Source organism: Parvimonas sp. D9 (assembly GCF_035282565.1).
Classification (GTDB): domain Bacteria; phylum Bacillota; class Clostridia; order Tissierellales; family Peptoniphilaceae; genus Parvimonas; species Parvimonas micra.
Window position 1 is genome coordinate 16,302 of the sequence record NZ_JAYKBM010000002.1, and the last position, 22,798, is coordinate 39,099.

The following is a 22,798-nucleotide window of genomic DNA, read 5'->3' on the forward strand; positions in this document are numbered from 1 at the left end:
CTGTCATTAACCTTGTAAATACCTTATTTTTCATAACTGTTCTCATTTGTTTTCTCCTTTTTCATTTCCGTTTGTTCTTTTTTAGCCTTTGCCATTAAGTCGGAAATTGTGATATTGTTTTTTCTGCAAATGGCAATAATCTCCTCATTTTCAAGTTCTTCTTCACGAATCAATAAAGGCTCCAATTCTTCATCAATCAGAGCCTTCTTATCCCTTAACTTCTTTATCTTGTTTTTTACTGCTGTAAGTTCTTTTTTCACATTTTACCGTCCTTTCATCGTTTAACGAACTCTACCGAATCCATAGAAATGTTCTCTCCAGTAAGGTGTATTGATACTGACAAAGCGAATCGGATCTCCTGCGTGTATCATCATTCCGTTCCCTGCGTAAATGCCGACGTGAGATATTGGACTTCCACTGTTATAGGTGTTTTTGAAAAAGATTATATCTCCCGCCTTTGCTTCCGATGGAGATACAGGATTGCAGTAAGTTTTGTAAATTCCCCAAGCGGTCGTCCTTGGCATATTTTTTACTCCCGAATGGGTAAAGCTCCAACACACAAAGGACGAACAGTCGAAGTTATTCGGCCCGTTCGCCCCAAATACATATCTCTTTCCGATATGCTTTTCCGCTTCGTTAAACAATGCCTTCACCGTTACATCATCAAAGGCAATTCCCGGATTTGAAAAGTCGGGATTCTCTACAATCTCCGATAAATTTCCGTTTCCGCTTCCAAAGACAGTTTCCATATTTCCTTTAGATGCAAGCAGTGCTTCATAGTGAAGAACATTATCGGGATACTCTGCAAAGATTTCTCTTACAACACTGTCCATTTCTCTTTTCTTCAGCGTTACTATGAGCTTCTTATACTCATAGGCTTCTTCATGGCTTTCGGTATGCTCATTGCCATCTTCATCGGTATATGTTTCCGTAACTGTCCTGTATCTGATTTCAATTTCTTCCCGATAAGATAAATCATACATCTTTGTAAAAAGGTCATTGATAATGCTTTGAACTTCCTTTGAATCCTTAATTTCTCCACATCTTGAAGTGATATAGGATAAAAGTTCATGGGTGTTATGTCCGATTTCTCCCTCTTTATTTACAATATACTCATCATAGCCGGGATAATTTCCCTCTACGGAATCTATCTCGTCCTTTAGTCCTTCCTCCAATCCCGAAAACTGCTGATTGATTTCACTTAGCACAGTTTGGTTGGAAAGATAGGTTGTGGTTAATACTCCGCTTGTAGAGTTCATCATTCCAGTCATAGATGTGCCTGCAAAGTTGGTAAAGAAAGTCAGTAAAATAATAAGACCTATGACAATCATCATAACTCCCTTTGCTTTTCGTACAATCATTTCCTTTGAACTCTTTAAGGTGTTAATAACTCCTTCCTTAATCCTGTCCCTAAGCCTTGATTTATTCTGCTTTCTTATAGTATCTTTCATTTGCTTACGCTTTTGAAATCTCTTAAAGGTATCAGCTTTCTTGTACTCATCCGTTTTCTTTAATTCCTCTTTGGCTTCCCGAAACTCCAGCTTTGATTTACGCTTTCGTATCTTGTAATCTTTTTTGCTGAGATCATAGCTTTTCTTAGCCTTTTTCTTATTGGCATAATTTTTTATCCCATGAAGTAATTTTGAGTTTACATCTGCAATCTTTTCTCCTGTTTCCACACCCTGATTTTCATCGCTGCCATGGGAAAGATAATCCCTTACCGTTTCACTTCCTTTTGCAAGTCCTGATAGAGCAGACACCTTTGCGACCTTATTTTTCAGTGCCTTTTTTTGCTCTTTGGAAAGCCTGTTCTTTTTTTCTTTGTCATAGACAGTTTCTTTACCGGTATTTTTGCTTTCAGCCTTATCTTTAGCATTTTCTTCTTTTGAAGTCTTCTCCTTACTTCTTGTATAGAGCTTATCTGAATAGTTTTTCTTCTTATACTTTTCCTTTTGAGCCTTATGCTTTTTTGAGAATTTTTCTGTCATATCCTCTTTTATATGAAGATTATCTTCCACATCATAAGCTGATTCAAAATAATCGCTGTCCCTAAAATCATTGTCATACCTGTCAATGATCCCGTCATTATCAAGGTCTTTGCCTAAAGGATCGTAGATTCGTCCGTCTTTCACATCGGTATTATAGTCTGACTTTATTTCGGCATTTCCTTTGTTGTCATTTCCTTGACTGTTATTTATCTTAACAGATTTTCTATGCCTTGCATTTTTCTTGGAACTTCCCTGAGTAAGCTCATTCTTAGAAATTCTCTTGCTTATCTTTTCGTGTATCTTATCCTGAAATCTGTCTTTGTCATGAATAATCTTCCCTCTATAATCATCCCCATGCTTTAGCTTACTACTTTCGTCAATATCAAAACTATCTTTTCCTAAAAGTTTTGCTTCTTCCCTTATTTTTTGTCTTTCGGCAAAGTCTTTTTTCAGTTTTTTATTCATAAGCCTACCTCACTTCTTCAGGTTTCGTTGTCATCTTCTTATATAAAATGGTGTCTTTTGGGAACTTGTCGATAAATGGAACTATGGTATTTCCAAAGAACAGCAGTCCCTCGCCCTCATTGGAGTTGGTAACATATTTAAGCTGAGGTTTTGAGATTTTAAGCTTTCTTGCAAGTATTTCTCTATCGCCGGATGCCTGATTAAGCATTAGTACAAAGTCAGTATTATCAAAGATATTTTCTATCTCCTTACTCATGAGTAGGTCTTTGACATTCTGCGTGATACCTGTCGGAATACCACCCCATTTCCTGAAACGCTTCCATATCTCTACTGAGTAGGAGGCGGTCTGCTCATCTTTTAAAAGCAGGTGGAACTCGTCTATATAGTATCTTGTTGCCTTATTTCCTCTGTTTAAAGATACCTTATTCCACACCTGATCCTGTATCACAAGCATGCCTATTTTCTTTAACTGACTTCCAAGCTCTTTGATGTCAAAACAAAGGAGTTTCTTATTCAAATCCACATTTGACTGATGGTTAAATACATTAAGAGAGCCTGTTACATAAATCTCCATCTCAGTTGCCAGTTTCTTACCGACTTTTTCTTCCTGATTTTTTAACATATCGAATAAATCCTGAAGTATCGGCATATTTTCTTTTATCGGATTGTCAAAATACTTCTCATAAATCTTAGGCAAACACCTGTCTATTACCGACTTTTCTTCCGCTGTAAGTCCGCTACCGCCAACTACAAGTTCAAGCATACTCATTATGAAGTTTGCCTTGTCTTTAAGCGGTGCGTCCCCATCTCCGTAGTTCATATTTATATCAAGGGGATTGAGGTAGTCCTTTGACTTACTGCTTACTTTAATGACTTCTCCGTCAAACTGTCTTACAAGGTTTCCGTACTCTCCTTCGGGATCGCAGATAATGACATCATCATCCGTTACAATAATAGCATTTGCCATTTCTCTTTTTGCTGAGAATGACTTACCGCTACCCGGTGTACCAAGTATCAAACCGTTCGGATTTTTGAGCCTTTTCCTGTCTGCCATAATCAGGTTATGACTGAGGGCATTTAATCCGTAATACAAACTGTTGCTTGAGTTGATGAAAAGTTCTTCCGTTGTAAAGGGCATAAAGACTGCCGTAGATGAGGAAGTAAGTCCTCTGTTAATCTCAAGCTTATTTACTCCAAGAGGAAGCACACTTACAAGTCCCTGTTCCTGTGTGTGGTCAAGCCTTTTTATCTTACAGTTATGCTTATTGGCAATGGAGCTTATCTGTGCAATAGAGTTTTCAAGTTTTTGTATTGTCCTTGCAAAATTCATAAAGACAATGGTTACAACAAACATTCTCTCATCTCTTGTCTGCAAGTCTTTTAACAGGCTTTTTACATCTTCCCCATAGGTGATTAAGTCTGACGGTAAGATGTCCATATCATAACCCGATCTTACCGCCTTTTTATTTTCCTCAATTCGCATCTTATCAATATCGGTGTTTTTTCTTTTTACCATCTTAATTGCTTGACTTTGTTCGATTGCTCTGATGTGAAACGAAATATTGATGTTGTCATCAATGTCTAAAAACTCTGATAGCATACGGTCTGAAAGCTCACTTGCAAGGATTTGGAAATGACTTGTCGCTCCAATGAATTTACCGAACTTAAAGTATCTGCTTGGTGTAAAGTTAAACTCATCAGGTGTAATATATGTCTTTGTACTTTCTTTTCTTTGCAAGTCCTTATATGAAAAGTAAAATGTCTTACTTGGATTTAATATATCATGAAGTATCTTTAACCTTTCTTCGCCGGTAAGACTTTCCGCCCTTACTCCCATATTTTTAAGATTGGATAAGATGTCTATCTCCAGTCTTTCAAGTTTTGAGATTGCCTGCTCCATATTGTCCGCCTCTACCGTAAATGTTACATACTTTGATTTTTTAAGTCCGTTGTTTCCCTTTACTATCTGACTTTTGAGCATATCTCTAAACTCTAATCGTATATCGTCAAATCCGTCCTGTTTATCCGGTATTTGAATTGCCGACTGCATTTCTTCATTCCTTCCAAGCTGATTGATATATGAAAGCTCAAGTCTAACACTTGGATCAAAAGAGTTTAAGAAATTGGCAAACTGATTAAAAATCAAGTCCCTATCTTCATCTAAGGCAAGCTGATAGTTAATGTCCTCAAAGACGATACTTTTATTAAAGTGCCTTTCATCCGTTTGGCATATACCGCTTTTTAACATTCTAAGATAGGGAATAGTATCTTCCACCGTATATCGTTTTGACTCTTTCTTTAAGATTAAATCAAAGACTGATGTTTTCCTATTTCCATTATTTGTCTTGTCTTTTTTCATCTTTACTTTATCTTGCTTTAGTTCCTGTTTCCCCCTTTTTAGTGCCTTTTTGTTTCTTTCTAACTTTATCTGCTGAATTTTTCTTTTGCTGTTCAAGGTAAACCTCCTTTCTCACACGCTTCATAGGCTGATAAAACTTGTGTAAATAGATATGCTTAAAATACTTTTCAAAGGGCAGTCCGTCTTTTTCAAAAAGAGTTGCGAAAAATATAGGAAGCGTTGATACAATAAGAAGTATGACCGCTATATCATTTGGTACAAATTTCCTTGTAAAGATATATACGGGGATTCCTATCAGTCCTGCAACGCTGAATCCTATGAGCTGTCTTTTGGTAAGATTAAAAGCAACTTTTGTTTTAACTTTATTTAAATCTTTTGGAATGGGTACATACGCCATAAGCTACCTCACATCTTCCTTTATTCTCAAAAGTTCCTCTATATGTCCATATACGCTTGAAACTTCGTCCCTTACTTCTTCGATTTCTCTTTCCATCTCATTATTTTTCTCACTTTGAAACATCAAAATGGAATTGCCGTCTCTTTTGACAGTATCAATCTTTTTCTCCAGTCTGCTTAGTTTTCTCCTGTTTAGTGCAGTAAAAGCTACTGCAAATCCTGCAAGGAAAACTTCCACAGATAAAAAGAGTCTTTCTTTATTTTCTGTTGTTTTCATCTTATCCTCCTTAATGCGAGTTCATCACGCTTTTTGCAAGTGTTCCGCTCTTTAACATCATCAGTCCCAGTAATACGGCATATCCGAGTACCATAAATATGCTCGTGTGTATGTCCGTAAAGTTTATCGTTTTAACCAATACTGCATAAATTCCAAGACAAACCATTAGAATCAATCCCTGAAGCCCTAAAGCAAACAGTCCTTTGATGTAGTTTGTTCCTATCTGCCCCCATTCTTTGTTTCCCATCGTCGCAAAAGGAATGGCTGAAACAGATGAATACACATAGATTTCAAACATTCTTCCATAAACTACAAGCATAATCACGATGGATATTGCCTGTATTGCAACTTTTACAAGTGAGATTTCAAACAGAATCATTAAAAGCTCACCCAGTCCTTTATCTTTTAGGGCATCCACCATCTGAACAATCTGATCTTCGGAAACGGTGGCAGAGGTGTTGATTACCCCCGCCGCCTTGTTTACCATACTTTGTGCAACATCAAAAACCGCCATTGAAAACTCAAAGGCATGAGATACTAACCATACAGCAATCCACATCTTGATGATGTATTTGAAAAACTCAAAGGTGTCCGTATCGTGCATATTGTTCTTTTGCATGACCATATTGATAAGCTCGATACAAAGGACTGCCGTTATTATTAGCCCTGCTATGGGAATAATAACGGAGTCATTAATATTTTTAATAAAGCTGAATACTTCTCCGTTCCACCCCATAGGTGTCTTTCCTACATCTGCTGCAACGCTGTTTACCTGATTGTTTATGTCAAGAAACATGGATTCTAAGTTTGCCTTGATACCTCCGAGCAGAAGTTCTCTGAAAAATTCTTCTATCTTATCGAAAATACCAAACATAGATTTCTCCTTACTTCAAAAGATTTGCAAGTAACGGAATAAGCTTTAAGCCGATAAGGACAATACCTCCTCCAGCCATAAGCTGCTTTATACCCTGTGATTTTGCTCCGGGATTATCTGAACCATATCCTTCCATCAGGTTGATAACTCCCCACGCTCCAAGTCCTGCCCCTACTGCTGTTACCAAGATTTTTAATACATTTACCGCCTGTGTAAAAAATTCCATTTTATTCTTCCTCCTTATTTTCTTTCTTCTCAATTTTGTTGTATGACTTTACTACAAAGTTTTTGTAAGTCTTACCGTCTTTTTCACGCTCTTTGAAATATCCAAAGATATGAATGAGATCGCCTTTTTCAAATCCTTTTGCCACTTCCGTTTTCTCTCCATAAGCTGCACAGTTGATATATTCCTTGCCTTTCCCGTATTTTTTTACAAGAGTAAAGTTTGCAACTTCTACTGTTTCCTCATCTTTTTCAAAGCTTGAAAAAGTAGGCTCTGCAACCAAGTTGGCATTGATGTTAATCATTTCCTGCTTCATTTGTCTTTATCTCCTTTTTCTTTTCAATAAAAAAACGACTGAAAGTTTTATTTTCCAATCGCTTCACAACCTCAATATTAAATTTTTCCTGCCTGTTAAGTGGGATTTCTTATCCTTATCATCTTTCCTCCTGCTTTTTACATGAAAAAAGCAGCAAATCTATTTTTAGACTTACTGCTTATCATCACTGCTGTTTACTTGTTTTTCTTCTTTTATCTTTTCTATCTTCTTCGTGTCTACAAAGTGAGTAGCATACCATTTTTCAATATCTTCAGAACCACTTTTGCTAAACCGTAGTTTAATAACCGGCTTTTTCCCTTGCCCGTTCTTTTTCTTAACCGCCCATCTCTTATATACACAAACCGACGGTTTTAGATTTCCTTTCTTTGCATATACCCTCATTTCATGCAATATTGTAGACAATTTTTTAAGATTGACCTTGCATACTTTTTCCAAATACAAAACTTTTCCATTTCTCCAAAGTTCATAGTCGGTCATTGAAAGTATTTCCAAATCCATAAGCACATCTACTGCTGTTGCATATCCTTTTCTTTTTAATTGCTGATACATAGATGAATGAACTTTTCCTATCAGTTCTTTATCGTTCAATAATGTTTCCTCCTTGTGTATTTCTCTTTGATTATTATACCAAATACAAATAATATCTAACAGCTACAACTTCATAATAACCGTATTCTTATTTAGTTTAGCCTTGCCCCTTCTTTTCATATAGCTTTCTATATCAAACAGGTTCTTTTTATCATAATCCTCAAGTAGCTTATAGTTCTTGTGCTTTGTAATATCAAATTTATCCGATAGGAAAGGACGGACACCACGAAGTTGAAAGATACATTTACTGCCGTCCATTACTGTTATTTCGTCCTGACTCATCAGCTCTTTCCCCGTCTTTTGATAATTTAATCCGAAACTCTTTTGATTGCTCCTTGTTTCAGAAGTGTTATATAGGTCTATGGTTTCCTTACCAAGTGTTTCAGATAGCTCTTTAAGTGTTGTTTTCTCCTTGCCACCTAAGAATAGGGTACTATCACAGTTACCCACGATTGTATCGGCGTTATCCTTGTAGATTGCCTTTAGCTGAGATTGTGCCTGAAGTATGATACTTGCTGAAATCTCTCTACTTCTGATGGTTGCAATCAGCTTTTCAAACTTTGGAATTAAGCCTATATTGGCAAATTCGTCAAGCAAACATCTTACATGAACAGGTAATCTGCCACCATATACATCATCAGCTTTATCACACAGTAGATTAAATAACTGTGAGTACATAATGGATACTACAAAGTTAAAGGTATCATCGGTATCGGAGATAATGATAAACAGAGCTGTCTTTTTATCCCCTATGGTATCCAGTCCCATCTCATCATATTCCATAAGACTTCTAAGTTCCTCAATATCAAAGGGAGCAAGTCTTGCACCACAACTAATTAATATGCTTTTTGCCGTTTTGCCTGTTGCTACTTGTCAAGGACTTTTTAATCAAAATCATCTTTTTTTTCGTCCGATTTTCTCCTAAGCTCCCTCAGCATGATCCTTTTTAGTTTATCCTGCATAGTTTCACTGCTTTTATCATTAAAATGGACAATCACCTCATAACTGGTCTTTCCAATTTTCTTTATTGTCTTTGTTCCTGTATTTTGTTCATTTCTTTTTTCTTGCATATGCTCTCCTTTCATTGCAATAAAAAATGACGATTCGTGTTTTTCTCCAATCGTCATTAGCTAATATCCATTCATTTCTTTGATGTTTTTAATTATCCGTATCTATTTCCTTAATCTTTTTCTCTATTTCTTCGATACTCGGCAAACTGCTCTTATATTCTGATTCAAGTAATTTAGTGATCTCATATTTGCTGATACCTATAGGTTGCGATATTTGTTCTAATGAGTATTCACAAACGACATCGTTTTTATCTTTGCAAATAAGAAGTCCAATCGTAGCATTATCTCTATCGGTTTTTAGCTCTCTATTCACTGCTGTTACATAGAAATTAAGCTGTCCTAAATGTTCCGGCTTAAACTTCTCCGCTTTCAGTTCTATAACAATGTAAGAATGGAGTTTCAAATTGTAAAACAGCAAATCAATATAAAAATCATCGCCATTTATATTTAAGTGGTATTCTTTGCCAATATAGGCAAATCCCTCGCCAAGTTCAAGCAAAAAATCAGAAATCTTGTCAACCAGTTCTTTTTGTAGTTCTCTCTCATCGTATCCTTCACGAATGGTAAGAAAGTCAAAATGATATGGATCTTTTAATGTCTGTCTTGCAAGGTCTGATTGCAAAGCAGGTAGCCTTTTTTCAAAGTTTGTTATAGATTTTCCTTCTCTGCCATATAATCCGCTTTCTATTTGATGTTCAAGTACATTCCTGCTCCACCCGTTCTCAATGGTTTTATTAACATAATAGATGGCTTCATCAATGGTCTTGCACTTATTTATTATTCTTTGATTATGTCCCCATGGTATCTGTTTAATATGGTTAATCACTCTTTCATCAAATTGGGCTGCAGCCTGTAGCCCTTTTGATTTGCTGTCGTTATTTTCTATTTCGGCTACACCTTGTAGCCCTTTTATATAAAATGAATACCATCTTCTGATATACTTAATATTTGTTTCAGAAAAACCTTTCATATCAGGAAATTCTTTTTGTAAATCTTTAGCTAACGATTTTATAAAGGCATCTCCCCATGAATGTTGTTCTTGATTTTTTACAATGTATTCTCCCAAAGTCCAATATAAATCTAACAACTCATAATTTACCTTTATTGCAGCTTTAAGTTGGCTACTTCTTACTTTCTCTTTTAACTCTGACAATAGCTTTTTATACTCACTATCACTTGTGATAGACAGCTCTTTATTATCCAAAGGTCATACCTCCTCACTCATAATAATATTTAATTATACCAAATTTATCAATATTTTTCATCTGCTAATTTCCTTCAAGTTGAGTTTTAAGACTGATTTTATCCATAGACATGCTTTGATACCTCTTTTAGTCTTAACGCTCTAAAAATGCCTTTACACCGCCTTGTATGATAGCTATAAATGTTCCCCCTTGTCATAATCTTCAAAAGTTGGAATCTTGCCGTTCTTTTTCTGTGATAGTTTATCCTTGTCTTGCTCATACCAATTAAGGATAGTTACATAATGGTCTTGATATGTCTTTCCGGTACTCTTGATATACCTTGACAGTTTTTCAATCATCGTGTCGGTATGACTTTGTAGCTTTTCTTGTAATGCCTTGTATTGTTCGTCTGTAAGGATAATGTTTTGATATTCTCCATATTTTTTTGAATTGGGGGGCGGGGTGCTTTCTTCTCTCCCCTTATCTATACTAACCTTATCTAATCTACCCTTATCTATACTGGGTTGACCACTTGTCAACCTTTGGTCAACCAAATGACAACCAACCTCTTTGATATACATTCCGTTTTTAGTTTGAGATAAGCTCTGCACCTCATTTTCATATAAGGTCGGTTTATATCTGTCTTTACGGATAAAGTTGTTGATTTTCCAATGCGTAATGACGATAATTCCTCGTTCAAAGACAATCACAAAGCCTTTGGCAATAAGTATTTTCAGGTCATCTTCATTCGCTCCGATAATCTTGATGATTTTCTTAGGATTATTTACAAAGCCGTCATCATCTGCCCTCATTGATAGATGAAAATATAGGCATTGACTACTTAAAGGCATATCCAAAAATAAGTCGCTATCTACTATCTTGAGTGAAAACATTCTTTTATCTGCCATTTTTCTTTCCTCTCTTATCTTAGTTTTTTAAGAATGTCGTGATTTACGACACCCTTCGTTTTTGATGTTATCCCATTTTAGGACTTCATCTTTCCTCTTTCCTGTAATAGTCTTTTGTTTTATCCTTTCGTTTTTCGTAGGCTTCTTGCTGCTCTTGATACTTCTTAATCTGTGCAATGACACTTGGTTTTTCTCCTCTCTTGATTGCCTTGTCAATCTCAATGGATAGGTCTATGCCATAATCATCATTGACTGTTTTCACTGCATACTTGATATGGTTGATACTTTCGTATTCTTCTTTGACTTTTTGAGATTGTATATTGAGTTTTAATATTTCACTTTCAAGGCTTTGGATTTCTTTTTTCCAGTCCTTTATCTTGATAGCCGATAAGCCTGTTATCTTTTCAAGGATTGCCCTTGCTCTTTTATATTTATCTATCTCATCTTTATGGGAATTGTAAAAGCTGTCTTTGAATAGGGATTTACTGTTCCATTCCTCAAAGACTTGTTTGTTATCCTTGATGATGTCCGCATAGGCAAAGCATTTATTTAAGTTTTCTATTCTTGTGGTTTTCGCCTTAATATCTTGACTAATCTTTTTATTCTTAGATTGTAAGGTACTTATTTTCTCTTGCAATTCGGCTATGGTTTTAAGGTTATTGTCCTTTAGATATATCCTTGCTTTTGAAAATCTTCTTAGGTCTGCACCTATCTTTTTGTTACTTGCATAGGGGTTTAACTTTCTTGCTTTTTCTCCCTGTAAGTCATAATAAATACTGATGTACTCATAGAGATTAAAAAGTTCCGCTTTGTTCTCATATTCTTCTTTCTTCTCCTGTTTGTATTCATCATATTTTACTTGCAGACTCCCAAGTAACGAGCCTATCCAAGATGTAAGTTTGGATAGCTCCTCTTTTAATTTTCTAAACTCTAAATTCAAGGCAATGATTTTTCTGTTTTGGTTTCCTCTTTCTGTCTGTATGCCTTTTTTCTCCATCTGATAGTTGCTTGTGCCTAAATGAATTTGAGGGAGTTCTTCTCTGCCTTGTTCTTCAAAGGTGCGTGGATCAATTCTTTTATCTATGTTATTCCTTGCTAAATATTCGTTTGCTTTCTTTGAAAAGTTTTCTCTCCACTCTTTTGCTTTGTCCGGTTCGTTCCAATCGTTCAGATTTACTTTTCTTGATTTATAGTTTCCGCTTTTCAGTTTTATCTTTTCTCCATTCTCATCAAGGATATATTCTTTTCTGCATTTCGGTTTCCATTTTCCCTCACTATCCATTTCTCTTAGAGTAAGCAAGATATGGGCGTGTGGTTGTTCTTCATGATCGCTTGCCGGCGGATTATGAATATTACAGTCCGCTATCATACCTTTAGAAGTAAAGTTTTCGTCTATAAATTCGCTGATTAACTTTATTCTGTTCTGTTCATTTAATTCTCTTGGCAATTCAAAGAGTAGATTTCTTGCAAGTTGTGAGTTTTTACTTTTCTCTATTTTTTCAACACTATTCCATAGGTATTCTCTGTTTGAAAACTCTTTCGGGATATGTTCCGGCAGAAATATTTTTGAGAATACAAGGTCTGTTTTTTTAGAATAGTCATGTGTTTTTCCATAGTATTCATCTTGTAACTTATCTCTTGCATTATATGCAGCTTTTGCAATCACGCTTGCTCCTTTTGACCTTGCCACAATATCTACATGGGTATGCAAACTTTTGATTTCCATTGTCTTTTTCTCCTTTATCTGTTTTTAGTTTTGGAATTTTACTATCCTAATGTTCAGGTGGTATCTTCGCTCCCTTTTTCAAAGGGCGCAAAGATACACCGTTTGACTACGGTGCTTTGCGTTCCTGCGGAAAGCTTATAGCTCCGCTAAGGAAACAAAAACGCTAAAGCATTTTTATTTGTTCAAGGGGGCTACTCCCCCTTAGACCCCTGTGAACTTTGTTTTTTGTAGATTTTTCAAATCCACAAAAAAGCAAAGTGTTAAAATGTTTCTCACTTTGCTCCATCTCAGTTTCTAATACATTTTCTGTTTTTCTTATTCTTCCTCTGTCAGTTCTTCAAAATCATCATTTGCATTTTCCTCTTTAAGATTTGGATTTTCTTCTAAGGAGATTTCTTTTTCTTTTAAATGAATTTCTGTAAGCTCTTTTAGCTTTTCTCTATTCCTGTTATCAGAAAGTACATAATCTAAAAAGGCATAGATTAAATCATTATCTGTATTTTCTTCTACTCCGGTTATCTGTTTTTCAAATTTCTCAAACACGCCTCCTTTTTCTACTTTTCGTTTCGTGTCCGCCTTTCTTTTTAGCTGTGATTTCTTTTGTCTTAGTTGCTTAATTTTGTTTTCCGCCTGTTCTTTTTTCTTAGTTTCTTTTTCCAACTGGCTCATTACATTTTCTAACTCTTTCATTTTTCATTCCTCCATTTCAATATTGTTGTGTTCCAAACAAAGAAAGGCTAAGCACCTTTCTTTGATACTTAACCTTTCAGCATTTTTTAGAATTTATCTTCTAAAAGTTTTCTTAGCTTTTCTAAAATCTTATCCCTCCTTTTTCCGATTGCTTGATAGCTTACTTTTTCTTTTTTGCCAATCGATCTTAGACTTTCTTCTTTGTAGAAAATGGCTTCTATAAGCTCTCTTTCTTTTTTTGTGAGTGTAGCTAATGCCTTGTTTAATTCTTCAATTTGCATTTTGACTTCTACAATTTTTTCTAAGTCTATTCTTTCATCTATGATATTGTCTACAAAGTGTCCATCGTTATCCAGTGTTGAAAATGGAATCACGCCATACTTCCAATCTTTTCTCTGAAGATATTTTTCATGCTCGGTTATCTTCCAATAGGCTTTATATACTTCTTCACTTACCTTAACCGCTTTGCCTTTGACATAAAGGAAATATTCTTTTTTGTCCATTGTGTAATCCTCCTTTTTCTGCTCTCTGTTTTTGCTTTTTGAGAATAAAAAAAGGAGGACTTCTACACTTTGGCGTAAATAGTCCTCCGAATTGAAAAGAGTTTACCTTTTCTTTAGATGTATTTAATTGTTTGAGAGAATAGACAACTATAAGGCAAATAGAAATTTTTATTATTTATTTCTTTTGTATATAAAGATTTTTTCATCTTAATCACCCATCCCTTATAGTTAAATAATGTTCATACATCAAACCTTTCTCATTTTTTCTTTTGTCTTTTGAGCTACCTAACTTTTTGTAATTTGTTGTTTTCCCATTTTCCTAAGTTCATTAAGCATTAAAAACAGCCCAAACATAATCATACTAAAGTCTACGATAGGTTCTGTCCACCAAACTGCTGACGCTCCAAATGCCTTTGGAAATAATAATATTGCAGGAATAAATAAAACTAACTGTCTAAACATTACAATCATACCTGCTTTTTTCCCATCTCCTATGGATTGGAAAAATGTGAGTGTCATAATCATAATTCCATATAAGATGAATGTAGAATAAAACATCTTAAAATTTACAACACCAACTTCAATAATCTCCCTTCTTACACTGAATAATGATAGTAATTTTTCTGAACAAAACATTGATGGTATCCATGAAGCTGCTGCAAGAATTGTTGCACCATACATAAAAATCTTCATCGTATCTTTTACTCTTCCGTATTGTTTCGCTCCGAAATTAGCTCCAATAACAGGTTGTAACCCTTGACTCATCCCCCACAATGGAATAAAGGAAAACATATATAATCTCATTGTAGCAGACATCAAAATTCCCCAATCATCTCCTCCATACGCAAAGGCTTGCTTAAACAAAAATGTTTGCTGTACTGCAAATAAAATTTGCATCATCATTGCCGAACTTCCTATACTGAACATTTCGCTATAAATTGCCTTGTATTTTTGAATTTTATGGATACCCACAAAAGCACTTTTCTTTGAAAAATAACTGAAAGTCAATATAGCTTGTACAATTTGAGATATAACAGTGGCAATAGCCGCACCTTCAATCGCATATTCTCCCATTAACTTCATAAAAATAGGGTCTAAAATGATATTTAATATAGCTCCTGCTCCCATAATCTTCATAGATTGCTTTAATGCACCTTCACCACGCATTGTCATATTGCCGGCTTGAGCAAAATTCACAAATATTGAGCCGAAGAAAACTACTCTTAAATATCTCACACCAAGTTCTTTAATATTTCCTTTAGCTCCTACCAAATCTAAAAAATGAGGTGCAAAAACTAAACCCAATATTGTAATAATTACAGAGAAAAATATTACCCAGTAACAAAAATTCCCGAATATTTTATCTGTTGTTTCTTTGTCCCCTTTTCCAATCGCTCTTGATAGTATTGAGGCACTGCCGACTCCTATCAATGCCGATATTCCTCCATTTATAATCGTTAAGGACATAGATACACTAATTGCTGACATAGCATAATCACCAATCAACCATCCTGCAAATATTCCATCCATAAATGGATACAACCCTATAACAATCATTCCAATTATTCCGGGAATTGCCAACTTAAATAACAGTTCTTTAGGACTTTTGGTTAATAGTTGTGTTTTCATATCTTCTTTCATTGTATCATTCTCCTTTACCTACATTTATTTCATAAACTCATATACTTTTCCGTTACATCTATCTATAAATTCATAATCGTGTGTGATTATGATAATTATCTTTCCTTGTTCGGTCATTTTATTAAGAAATCCAATCAAAATATCCATCTGCCTTTTACATAGTCCGCTTGTCGGTTCATCGAAAATTATGATAGGCTTCTTGCTTAGCATTGACATAGCAAGTAATAATCGTTGTTTTTCACCTCCCGATAATGAGTTTGGGTGCATTTCTTTTTTATCAAATAAGTTTACTGTTCTCAAAATTTCATTTTTTAATTCATTCTCCTTAGTAATAGTTGAAATTTCTTGCCATACAGACTCTGTAAAAAGTTGATAATTAACATCTTGCATAATCGCAAAAATATTGTCACATTGTTTTTTTACTTTTACTCCGTTATAAAAAACCTCACCTGTTCCTCTCGTCAGTCCCATCAGTAAATTGATAAAAGTGCTTTTCCCAACACCATTTTGACCAATGATGAAATTGATACCGGATTCAAAGGCAATACTGAAGTCAAAGATTGCGGTTCTTTCATGTTTTTTTTTGAAATTCAAACAAGATAATGCTTTATAATCAAGATTTAAAGAGTTTTTCTTTAACAATTCTACTTGTTCATATTTCCTGTTTGAAAATTTGTTTTTAGAAATTGCATTAAAACTCCTTAGATTGTGTTTTTCAGAAACCTGTTCAAAGAAATCATCACAAAAATGCTCTTTTGTATATTCTTTATAAGTTCCATTTTCTATCACACACAACTTATCAATCGTATCTTTCAGATAAAACAATCTATGCTCCACAATGACGATAATTTTCTTTCTTTTTTTCAGTTCCTCAATGGCTTTCTGTAAATGCTCTATTGCAGCCTGATCTAAAGAAGAAGAGGGTTCATCCAATAAGATAATTTCATTTTCAGAAATTCCACAAGCCGTTACTGCAATCAATTGTTTTTCGCCTCCGGATAATTCAAAAATATTTCTGTCCAATAATTCTTTTGTACCTAAAACCTCTGAATAATACCTAATTTTATCTAAAATCAAATTCTTATCTATGTTTCTATTTTCTAACTGAAAAGCCAGTTCATCGGTTGAATTGATACAATAAAATTGTGTTTTAGGATTTTGAAACACTGTGGATATAAATTTAGATCGTTCCAATATCGTCAAGCCAAACAGTGATTTTCCGTTAAATACAATATCTCCTTCTAATTCTGCATTATTGTATTCCGGAATAATTCCATTGATAACTTTTAGTAAGCTACTTTTTCCTGTTCCTGAATGTCCTGTAATGACGGTTACTTCACCGGGTTTGAAAATCATATTTATATTTTTCAATATGCTTTCGCCGTCAAAACTCACTGTTAAATTTTGTAATTCAAGCATATTTCCCCCTTATATACAGATAGATTATCCATACCATTATTGAGAAAAATATATAATCCATAAGTCCCATATATGTTTCACTAATACTTGTCCTCTTTTGATTTACAGCCAACCCTTTCGTCATAGCTGATACCGTCAAATCATCTGCTGCTTTTGACAAGCACATCAATAATGGCACAAATCTATATTCAAATAATAAAATTGGACTCTTTATTAACTTTTTAAGCGTCAATCCTCTCAAACGCATAGCTTTTTTTATATGACTATAATCAATCCTTGCTGCATAAAAGAAACGTACCATTACCGTCAAGGGAATGGCTATTTCATCAGGACATCTCATTTTTTTTAATGAGTAAATGCTTTCTCCAACATTTGATGTAAGTATGGTATATCTCCCCATCAAAAATGCAGGAAGAATTTTTTTAATAACCATTACTATTATCAATAAAATTGCAACCATAGGATTGTAATTAAGCCCTATCAGAAATTTATCAGCAGCATAAACAAACAAAAGAGTAGCCACTCCAATAATAGCTACTCTTGTATATTTTGCGTGAATTAAAAGTATTATCGGAATTGTGGATATTAAAATGGCTTGCACGAAATACTTTGTTTGAATATTGCCTAATACCATCACATATGAAAGAACTATCGTCATAAAAAGTTTTGTACGAAAATCAAGTTTGATTATCATCCTAACTCTCCATGAAATCTTATTTTTCCATACCGGTTTTTTTGAAGTGTTTTTTTAGAAATGCCATTCCAATGCTACAACCTATATATGCACCGATAATTCCTACTATTGCCATTACAACAATAATCCAATTTGGCATAACACTAAGCATCTTATCAATGAACTCTTGATCGTATCCTTGTTCTAACATTTGCTTAATATATTCATTTCTTGATATAAAAATTGGAATCCAATTTCCTAACGTGCAAAGAGGAGCAATTGAAAATGCCAATCTTGCTTTCTTTACATTGGTATATTCTCCTGATTTCAAAATTATTTCAGCAATAATACCGGCGATAACAGCCGTTAATAATGCCCAAGGTCCATGTCCCATAGCAACATATATCAATGCAATCAATAATGATTGAATAAAAATCATTCCTCTTTTTTTAATCTTGGTAGAATATAGCATATTTACAGGTCCTACCAAAACTCCCTGTGCAAATGGGACAACCGGCATTAAAACCGGAACCATTGCTAAAAATGATCCAATCATCATAAATATGAATCCTAATACGGAAAATAATCCTATATTGATTAAATCCTTTACCTCTAATCGTTTGCTCATTTGAAACCTCCTAATTGTTTTAATTTTTCTTTTCTACATCAACAATATAATTTATCATTGTTTCTTTTATATATCGTTTATGCTCGCTATAAGACTTTCTCGCACCTAAAATTTCTGAACTTAATATCAATCCATTGATATAATTCACTAAAAAACCGTCACCAAATATATCTGCTTTAATTCCAAGCTGCTTGGCGATTAAACTCAGCTCATTAGTCGTATTAAGTTTCAATTCTTGATACAACTTTTCCAAATCCTCATTATATTTTTTTGCCTGTAAAAGGAGCGTATATAATCTCATCAAATCTGTATCAGCCAGTGACTTATCAACCAAAATATCACCCATTTTCTGATATTTATCTTTGCCTCGATTATTTTCCAAATACTCATTTATCAAGCTGTTTCTGTAATCATTACCATCAAGCATTAAGTCTTTAAGCATTTCATTTGTACTTGCATAATGATGATAAACACCCCCTCTACTCATACCTATCTCTGTAATGACATCTTCCATCGTTGTGCTTTGAAAGCCTTTTGTTAAAAAACATTTTTTTGCAGCTTCTCTAATTTTCTTTTTTTTGATTTGTCCTACTTTTTGTTTTTCTTCTTTCAAAATGAAGACCTCTTTTCTACTCAACAAATAAAAAAACCGACAATGTCGTCGGTTTTTATTATATACTATATGATAGTTAATGTCAACTAACTATTGTATATCATTTTTGTTTTTTAAATATTTTTCTATACTCACTTACCGGTATCCCTGTTCTTTTCAAACTCTTTAGCTTTTCCTGTTTTTTCTCCTCTCTCCTTGCCTTATATCTATCCTCATATTCTTTTTGCTTGCCGTTTGCTTTACGCTTAAGGTAGTTTTGATGAAGTCTGTCTTTTCTTGCCCTTTCTTTTTCTTCCTCCTCCCTTAATTTCTGCATTTCTTCTTCGGATAATTCTTCTTTCGGCGGTTCATAGTTGCCGATAAAGTTGAAGTAGATTTCGACTTTCTGATTGGCGGTTTGACTGCCTTTTCGATCTCGTTCGTGGACTAAGATTTTTTCTACAAACTCGTTAATGATGGTCGGTGTCAGTTCGTCAAAGTTATCATAGCGTTCAATCAACCGGATAAACTTTTTGGCTCTGTCGGTTTCTTTTTCGTATCGCTTGATGGCTTTTTCCAACTCATCGATTTCTTTACTAAGTTCCCTTTGCTCGGTTTCATACTGATTATTTAAGATTTCATATCGGTTATTCGGTATCTTCTCCAATATCATATCTTCGTATATTCGACACATTAAGCGTTCCAATTCCTGAAGTCTGTTTTTACTATCTATGAGCCTTGTCCTTTTCTTTTCCATTTCCATTTTTTCGCTTTCTTCCATTTCGTTTTGAATGGAATGGAGAAAGGCTTCGTTATCTTCATCAAGGCTTTTCTTAATGTCTTGTAAGGTGCTTTGAATGAGATTTAAGACTGCTTCTGCTTTTATCCTGTGAGCGGATGGACAAAGTGTTCCACAAGGTACTTTTGTGTAGGCACTGCAAGTATAATAAGGGATATTCTTGTAGTTACTTGTTCTATGCACATACATTTTACTTCCACAATCGGCACAATACATCAGTCCTGTAAGGGGATGGTATTCTCCCCAACCATCAGGATACCTTTTTACATTTCCTCTTATCCTTTGAACATTGTCAAATGTTTCTTGGTCTATAATTGGCTCGTGGGTATTTTCAAATATCAACCAGTTATCTTCAGATACGTATTTACTTTTCTTGTCTTTGAAATGTTTTCTTGTTTTGAAATTGACTGTATGCCCTAAGTATTCCTGTTTCTTTAAGATACTTGCAATCGTGGAGCTGCACCAACGATACGGATATTCAAACACTTTGCTTTGATGTAGTCCATATCCCAATTTCTGCTGATGATAGGCGGGTATATCTATCTTGTCGGCTTCTAATATTCTTGCGATGGCATAGGGTCCTTTTCCGTCCATCGTCAGATGGAATATTCTTCGGACAACTTCTGCTGCTTTCTCGTCGATAATCCACTGATTTTTATCGTCCTTGTCTTTGATATATCCATAGGGTGGACTGCTTCCTGTATGCTTTCCGCTTTCGCCTTTGGCTTTGAATGTGGACTTGATTTTCCTTGAGGTATCTCTTGCATACCACTCATTCATAATGTTTCGAAAAGGAGTAAAATCATCGTCTTTGTAAAAGCTGTCTACATTGTCGTTTATGGCAATGAGTCTTACTCCCTTTTGTCTTAATATCTCCATACATTGACCGACTTTGAGGTAATCTCTGCCAAGTCTTGACATATCCTTTACGATGATACAACCGATATTTCCTTGATTAACTCCGTTCATCATTGCCATAAAGCCCGGACGATCAAACTGTGTTCCGCTGATTCCGTCATCGGTAAAATGAATGATGTTCTCCAAATGATTTTTCTTTGCGTATTCTTCCAAAATTTTCTTTTGATTGACGATCGAATTGCTCTCGCCTTGTAGTTCATCATCTCGGCTTAACCTCTCATACAAAGCGGTTATTTTCTCATAATTTCTCACGATTACCTCCTTTCGCTCAAATTCTTCAATAAAAAAAGAATTAAGCAAAACATTTTTCACTCAAATAGTGATGAAGTGTTCTTCTTAATTCTATTACTCCGGCTGCCAATTTGTATTTCTTATATTGTTTCACCGCAAAATGTGTAGGTTCTTTCTTTTCCAATGCTTCAAAGAGTCTGTCTATCGGATTCATATAGGTTTCATCATCTTCTCTGACTTCTGAAGCGTCTATCATATCAAGGAGAGTTGCAAAGTTCTTTTCTTCTCTTGGAGCTTCATAGAAGATGTAGCCTATAAGTGCTGTGTAATAGAGCTTTTCGGCTTTCACCCAAAAGTCCTCACCTGCCTTTTCTCCCTCACCTTTGGTATTTGCAATGATAGTCTGAACAAGTTTTAATATATCTTTCTCAGAACGAATATAGGCAAATGGATTGTATTTCATGCTCTTTTTGAAGTTGATGGTATTTAAAATTTTTATCTCATATCCGTTATCTTCAAGCATTTTGCCACACTCAAGGACTATCGTTCCTTTCGGATCGGTTACGCAATATGACGAGTGCATTTGCATAAGGTTCGGTTTGACATAAAACCTCGTCTTACCACTTCCACTACCTCCTATGACAAGTACATTCTTATTTCTTGCATACTTTGGATTAGCAGGTCTGCCATTCATTGTCAGTCGTTCTGTTTGTGTTAGCAAGATGTTGTTTTGAAACTTCTCGTCCATATATGGCTCAATGTCTTTTTTATTTCCCCATCTTGCCGAGCCGTACTCTTTTCCTTGTCTAAACTTCTTGGCGTTTTTACCTTTGGTATAGACAATAAATTTAATTAAGGCTGCTACTCCAACTCCTACCAGTATATCAATAAGATGTATGCTTGGGATAAAACTCATCGTATTAAGCTCAAGTATTCCTTGAAATATCCTGTCTATTACATCTCCGCCGGTATAGCTTCTCACATGATAGGAGAAAATATTCCCAATATAGAAAAATGCAAGATAGGGAATGTTTTGTTTCACAAACTTTGCCTTATCTTGCACCTTAAATAAGCCTTTAATGTCCTTTAATATCTTATCTATCACAAGTCTCTTCACCCCCAATCAAAAGTAATAGGTAGTTCCTACCTTTTTGTGTTACAAAGGTCTGTATTCCGACCGCTTCACTGCCTTCTTTGCACCATTCCTTCACCTCAAAATATCCCTTGTTGTTCTTGGCATAGGGTAGAAGTCTACTTTTCTTATCCCGATAAATAAGGTTCTGATCTATCAAAAACTGAATAAATACCTTTTGTGGGATATGAAGCTCTTTTGCTGTGTTTCTAAAGTTGGTCAGCAGATTGTTATTCACCAGTTCATCAAAATACTTGGCTTTCGGCTCTAAATCTTCTATGATTTTTTCTTTTTCAGCAATCAGGTGATTGGCAAGGAGTACCGCATTTGCCAATATTTCTTCATTACTCATTTTTTCTTGATTTTTGATATATCCGCCATTCTTACGAATACTCGGCAATACCTCTGTGGTTACCCATCTTTTAAAGTCCTTTGCCTGTGGTAACTTGGAAGATAGGATAAGAGAGTAAAGACCGGACTCGTTGATTATCGTAAATGACTGTCTACCACCAAGGGTGTCGTGTTTCACGACTCCCTTATCTTCTTCCGCAATGTGTCTTACCAAAGCATCTCTCGTGTTTGAATAGCCCAGTTTTTCGGCTACTTCTTTTCCGATAAAGAAAAACTCACCGTCTTTTTCCATTACAGTGAGTTTCCCGAATTCCATATTTTCAAATGTTATCAAACTGCTCATAAGCTCTGCTCCTTTTGTTTATTCTTAACTTTATCCTTAGAAACAGTATTTTTTGCCATCTCCTTAAACTTCTCAATATTTTTGTGAATGGACTCTTTCCTCTCAGCCTTTCTTTCTGATGTTGCAAGAGCATTTTTAAAGGCTTTCTCCATCATTTTCATATCTTTGGCTTGGAAAAATACGGAGTATTTGCCTGTTTCCTTATCTTTCATCACTGAAAACTTAACACCATATTTGTTAAGCTCTTTTTTCAGTTCTTTCAGTTCCGCTTCTTCTACCGGTATTTCTTCCAGCTGTCCTTTTTTCGCCATATCCTTGAGCTTGACTTCATTTCCGTTTACTTTAACGAGCTTTTCAAGTCCTCCAAGTTTTTTCGCTTCTTTCATCAGTTTTTTCAATAGCGTTAAAAGAAGTTTTCCGGTTACTTTGGAAGCCTTAACCTCAAGGCTTAGTGTCTTTCTTGCAATTTCTTCGTTAATCACA

At 34.9% G+C, this 22,798-nt stretch carries 24 protein-coding genes and 1 pseudogene; all 25 read right to left on the bottom strand.

Going from position 1 to position 22,798, the window contains the following annotated elements:
* Positions 1 to 23 precede the first annotated feature (23 nt).
* Entirely contained in the window at positions 24 to 260 is a 237-nt protein-coding gene (locus VJI94_RS02300) for a conjugal transfer protein (protein ID WP_324008181.1), read from the bottom strand.
* Positions 261 to 281: 21 nt separating this feature from the next.
* Positions 282 to 2,453, bottom strand: a complete 2,172-nt coding sequence (locus VJI94_RS02305) for a CD1108 family mobile element protein (protein WP_324008183.1) — start codon at positions 2,451 to 2,453, stop codon at positions 282 to 284.
* Positions 2,454 to 2,457: 4 nt separating this feature from the next.
* Positions 2,458 to 4,908 carry a VirB4-like conjugal transfer ATPase, CD1110 family gene (locus VJI94_RS02310; RefSeq protein ID WP_324008184.1) on the bottom strand — a complete coding sequence of 817 codons (2,451 nt, stop codon included), beginning with the start codon at positions 4,906 to 4,908 and terminating at the stop codon, positions 2,458 to 2,460.
* Positions 4,820 to 5,209, bottom strand: coding sequence for a PrgI family protein (locus VJI94_RS02315; RefSeq protein ID WP_009526168.1), 390 nt, complete (start codon positions 5,207 to 5,209; stop codon positions 4,820 to 4,822). The genes VJI94_RS02310 and VJI94_RS02315 overlap by 89 nt, the downstream gene beginning before the upstream one ends.
* A gap of 3 nt (positions 5,210 to 5,212) precedes the next feature.
* Positions 5,213 to 5,485 carry a hypothetical protein gene (locus VJI94_RS02320; RefSeq protein ID WP_324008185.1) on the bottom strand — a complete coding sequence of 91 codons (273 nt, stop codon included), beginning with the start codon at positions 5,483 to 5,485 and terminating at the stop codon, positions 5,213 to 5,215.
* Between the two features lie 10 nt (positions 5,486 to 5,495).
* On the bottom strand, positions 5,496 to 6,359 hold the full coding sequence (locus tag VJI94_RS02325; RefSeq protein ID WP_324008186.1) for a VirB6/TrbL-like conjugal transfer protein, CD1112 family: 864 nt from the start codon (positions 6,357 to 6,359) through the stop codon (positions 5,496 to 5,498).
* A 10-nt stretch (positions 6,360 to 6,369) separates the two neighbouring features.
* A complete protein-coding gene (locus VJI94_RS02330) occupies positions 6,370 to 6,585 on the bottom strand; it encodes a Maff2 family mobile element protein (RefSeq protein ID WP_004634421.1) in 216 nt (71 codons plus the stop codon).
* Between the two features lies 1 nt (position 6,586).
* Positions 6,587 to 6,898 (bottom strand): single-stranded DNA-binding protein, encoded by a 312-nt coding sequence (locus VJI94_RS02335; RefSeq protein WP_007790430.1) that lies wholly within the window; start codon positions 6,896 to 6,898, stop codon positions 6,587 to 6,589.
* A 171-nt stretch (positions 6,899 to 7,069) separates the two neighbouring features.
* Positions 7,070 to 7,507, bottom strand: a complete 438-nt coding sequence (locus tag VJI94_RS02340; RefSeq protein ID WP_324008187.1) for a hypothetical protein — start codon at positions 7,505 to 7,507, stop codon at positions 7,070 to 7,072.
* 63 nt (positions 7,508 to 7,570) lie between these two features.
* Positions 7,571 to 8,380 (bottom strand): annotated as a pseudogene (locus VJI94_RS02345) (VirD4-like conjugal transfer protein, CD1115 family); the annotation flags it as partial.
* Between the two features lie 11 nt (positions 8,381 to 8,391).
* A complete protein-coding gene (locus tag VJI94_RS02350; protein WP_324008188.1) occupies positions 8,392 to 8,577 on the bottom strand; it encodes a transposon-encoded TnpW family protein in 186 nt (61 codons plus the stop codon).
* Between the two features lie 88 nt (positions 8,578 to 8,665).
* Entirely contained in the window at positions 8,666 to 9,781 is a 1,116-nt protein-coding gene (locus VJI94_RS02355) for a PDDEXK nuclease domain-containing protein (protein ID WP_324008189.1), read from the bottom strand.
* Between the two features lie 174 nt (positions 9,782 to 9,955).
* On the bottom strand, positions 9,956 to 10,669 hold the full coding sequence (locus VJI94_RS02360) for a replisome organizer (RefSeq protein ID WP_324008190.1): 714 nt from the start codon (positions 10,667 to 10,669) through the stop codon (positions 9,956 to 9,958).
* Positions 10,670 to 10,754: 85 nt separating this feature from the next.
* The gene (mobQ, locus tag VJI94_RS02365; RefSeq protein WP_324008191.1) at positions 10,755 to 12,395 is read right to left on the bottom strand and encodes a MobQ family relaxase; all 1,641 of its coding nucleotides are present in this window, start codon (positions 12,393 to 12,395) and stop codon (positions 10,755 to 10,757) included.
* 315 nt (positions 12,396 to 12,710) lie between these two features.
* The gene (locus tag VJI94_RS02370; protein WP_009222491.1) at positions 12,711 to 13,085 is read right to left on the bottom strand and encodes a hypothetical protein; all 375 of its coding nucleotides are present in this window, start codon (positions 13,083 to 13,085) and stop codon (positions 12,711 to 12,713) included.
* Positions 13,086 to 13,171: 86 nt separating this feature from the next.
* Complete coding sequence (locus tag VJI94_RS02375; protein WP_324008192.1) at positions 13,172 to 13,588, bottom strand: sigma factor-like helix-turn-helix DNA-binding protein; 417 nt, start codon at positions 13,586 to 13,588, stop codon at positions 13,172 to 13,174.
* Positions 13,589 to 13,873: 285 nt separating this feature from the next.
* Positions 13,874 to 15,229: an MATE family efflux transporter gene (locus VJI94_RS02380; RefSeq protein ID WP_179010215.1), complete on the bottom strand. Its 1,356-nt coding sequence runs from the start codon at positions 15,227 to 15,229 to the stop codon at positions 13,874 to 13,876.
* Positions 15,230 to 15,253: 24 nt separating this feature from the next.
* Positions 15,254 to 16,648, bottom strand: coding sequence for an ATP-binding cassette domain-containing protein (locus tag VJI94_RS02385; protein ID WP_179010216.1), 1,395 nt, complete (start codon positions 16,646 to 16,648; stop codon positions 15,254 to 15,256).
* The gene (locus VJI94_RS02390) at positions 16,641 to 17,342 is read right to left on the bottom strand and encodes an energy-coupling factor transporter transmembrane component T (RefSeq protein WP_324008193.1); all 702 of its coding nucleotides are present in this window, start codon (positions 17,340 to 17,342) and stop codon (positions 16,641 to 16,643) included. The genes VJI94_RS02385 and VJI94_RS02390 overlap by 8 nt, the downstream gene beginning before the upstream one ends.
* Positions 17,343 to 17,361: 19 nt before the next feature.
* Positions 17,362 to 17,949, bottom strand: a complete 588-nt coding sequence (locus tag VJI94_RS02395) for an MptD family putative ECF transporter S component (protein ID WP_324008194.1) — start codon at positions 17,947 to 17,949, stop codon at positions 17,362 to 17,364.
* Between the two features lie 19 nt (positions 17,950 to 17,968).
* Positions 17,969 to 18,562 carry a TetR/AcrR family transcriptional regulator gene (locus VJI94_RS02400; RefSeq protein WP_026624318.1) on the bottom strand — a complete coding sequence of 198 codons (594 nt, stop codon included), beginning with the start codon at positions 18,560 to 18,562 and terminating at the stop codon, positions 17,969 to 17,971.
* Between the two features lie 100 nt (positions 18,563 to 18,662).
* Positions 18,663 to 20,510: a recombinase family protein gene (locus VJI94_RS02405; RefSeq protein WP_195995657.1), complete on the bottom strand. Its 1,848-nt coding sequence runs from the start codon at positions 20,508 to 20,510 to the stop codon at positions 18,663 to 18,665.
* 40 nt (positions 20,511 to 20,550) lie between these two features.
* Complete coding sequence (locus VJI94_RS02410) at positions 20,551 to 21,594, bottom strand: type IV secretory system conjugative DNA transfer family protein (protein WP_324008196.1); 1,044 nt, start codon at positions 21,592 to 21,594, stop codon at positions 20,551 to 20,553.
* Complete coding sequence (locus VJI94_RS02415; protein ID WP_086432334.1) at positions 21,584 to 22,315, bottom strand: BRO family protein; 732 nt, start codon at positions 22,313 to 22,315, stop codon at positions 21,584 to 21,586. Before VJI94_RS02415 ends, VJI94_RS02410 begins: the two co-directional genes overlap by 11 nt.
* A complete protein-coding gene (locus VJI94_RS02420; protein WP_324008197.1) occupies positions 22,312 to 22,797 on the bottom strand; it encodes a PcfB family protein in 486 nt (161 codons plus the stop codon). The genes VJI94_RS02415 and VJI94_RS02420 overlap by 4 nt, the downstream gene beginning before the upstream one ends.
* Position 22,798 lies beyond the last annotated feature (1 nt).

Bases quoted from the DNA above. Each gene is read 5' to 3' on its own strand.
- VJI94_RS02305 (WP_324008183.1), bottom strand. From the start codon at position 2,453: ATGAATAAAAAACTGAAAAAAGACTTTGCCGAAAGACAAAAAATAAGG.
- VJI94_RS02315 (WP_009526168.1), bottom strand. From the start codon at position 5,209: ATGGCGTATGTACCCATTCCAAAAGATTTAAATAAAGTTAAAACAAAA.
- VJI94_RS02320 (WP_324008185.1), bottom strand. From the start codon at position 5,485: ATGAAAACAACAGAAAATAAAGAAAGACTCTTTTTATCTGTGGAAGTT.
- VJI94_RS02325 (WP_324008186.1), bottom strand. From the start codon at position 6,359: ATGTTTGGTATTTTCGATAAGATAGAAGAATTTTTCAGAGAACTTCTG.
- VJI94_RS02330 (WP_004634421.1), bottom strand. From the start codon at position 6,585: ATGGAATTTTTTACACAGGCGGTAAATGTATTAAAAATCTTGGTAACA.
- VJI94_RS02335 (WP_007790430.1), bottom strand. From the start codon at position 6,898: ATGAAGCAGGAAATGATTAACATCAATGCCAACTTGGTTGCAGAGCCT.
- VJI94_RS02350 (WP_324008188.1), bottom strand. From the start codon at position 8,577: ATGCAAGAAAAAAGAAATGAACAAAATACAGGAACAAAGACAATAAAG.
- VJI94_RS02360 (WP_324008190.1), bottom strand. From the start codon at position 10,669: ATGGCAGATAAAAGAATGTTTTCACTCAAGATAGTAGATAGCGACTTA.
- mobQ (WP_324008191.1), bottom strand. From the start codon at position 12,395: ATGGAAATCAAAAGTTTGCATACCCATGTAGATATTGTGGCAAGGTCA.
- VJI94_RS02370 (WP_009222491.1), bottom strand. From the start codon at position 13,085: ATGAAAGAGTTAGAAAATGTAATGAGCCAGTTGGAAAAAGAAACTAAG.
- VJI94_RS02375 (WP_324008192.1), bottom strand. From the start codon at position 13,588: ATGGACAAAAAAGAATATTTCCTTTATGTCAAAGGCAAAGCGGTTAAG.
- VJI94_RS02380 (WP_179010215.1), bottom strand. From the start codon at position 15,229: ATGAAAGAAGATATGAAAACACAACTATTAACCAAAAGTCCTAAAGAA.
- VJI94_RS02385 (WP_179010216.1), bottom strand. From the start codon at position 16,648: ATGCTTGAATTACAAAATTTAACAGTGAGTTTTGACGGCGAAAGCATA.
- VJI94_RS02390 (WP_324008193.1), bottom strand. From the start codon at position 17,342: ATGATAATCAAACTTGATTTTCGTACAAAACTTTTTATGACGATAGTT.
- VJI94_RS02395 (WP_324008194.1), bottom strand. From the start codon at position 17,949: ATGAGCAAACGATTAGAGGTAAAGGATTTAATCAATATAGGATTATTT.
- VJI94_RS02415 (WP_086432334.1), bottom strand. From the start codon at position 22,315: ATGAGCAGTTTGATAACATTTGAAAATATGGAATTCGGGAAACTCACT.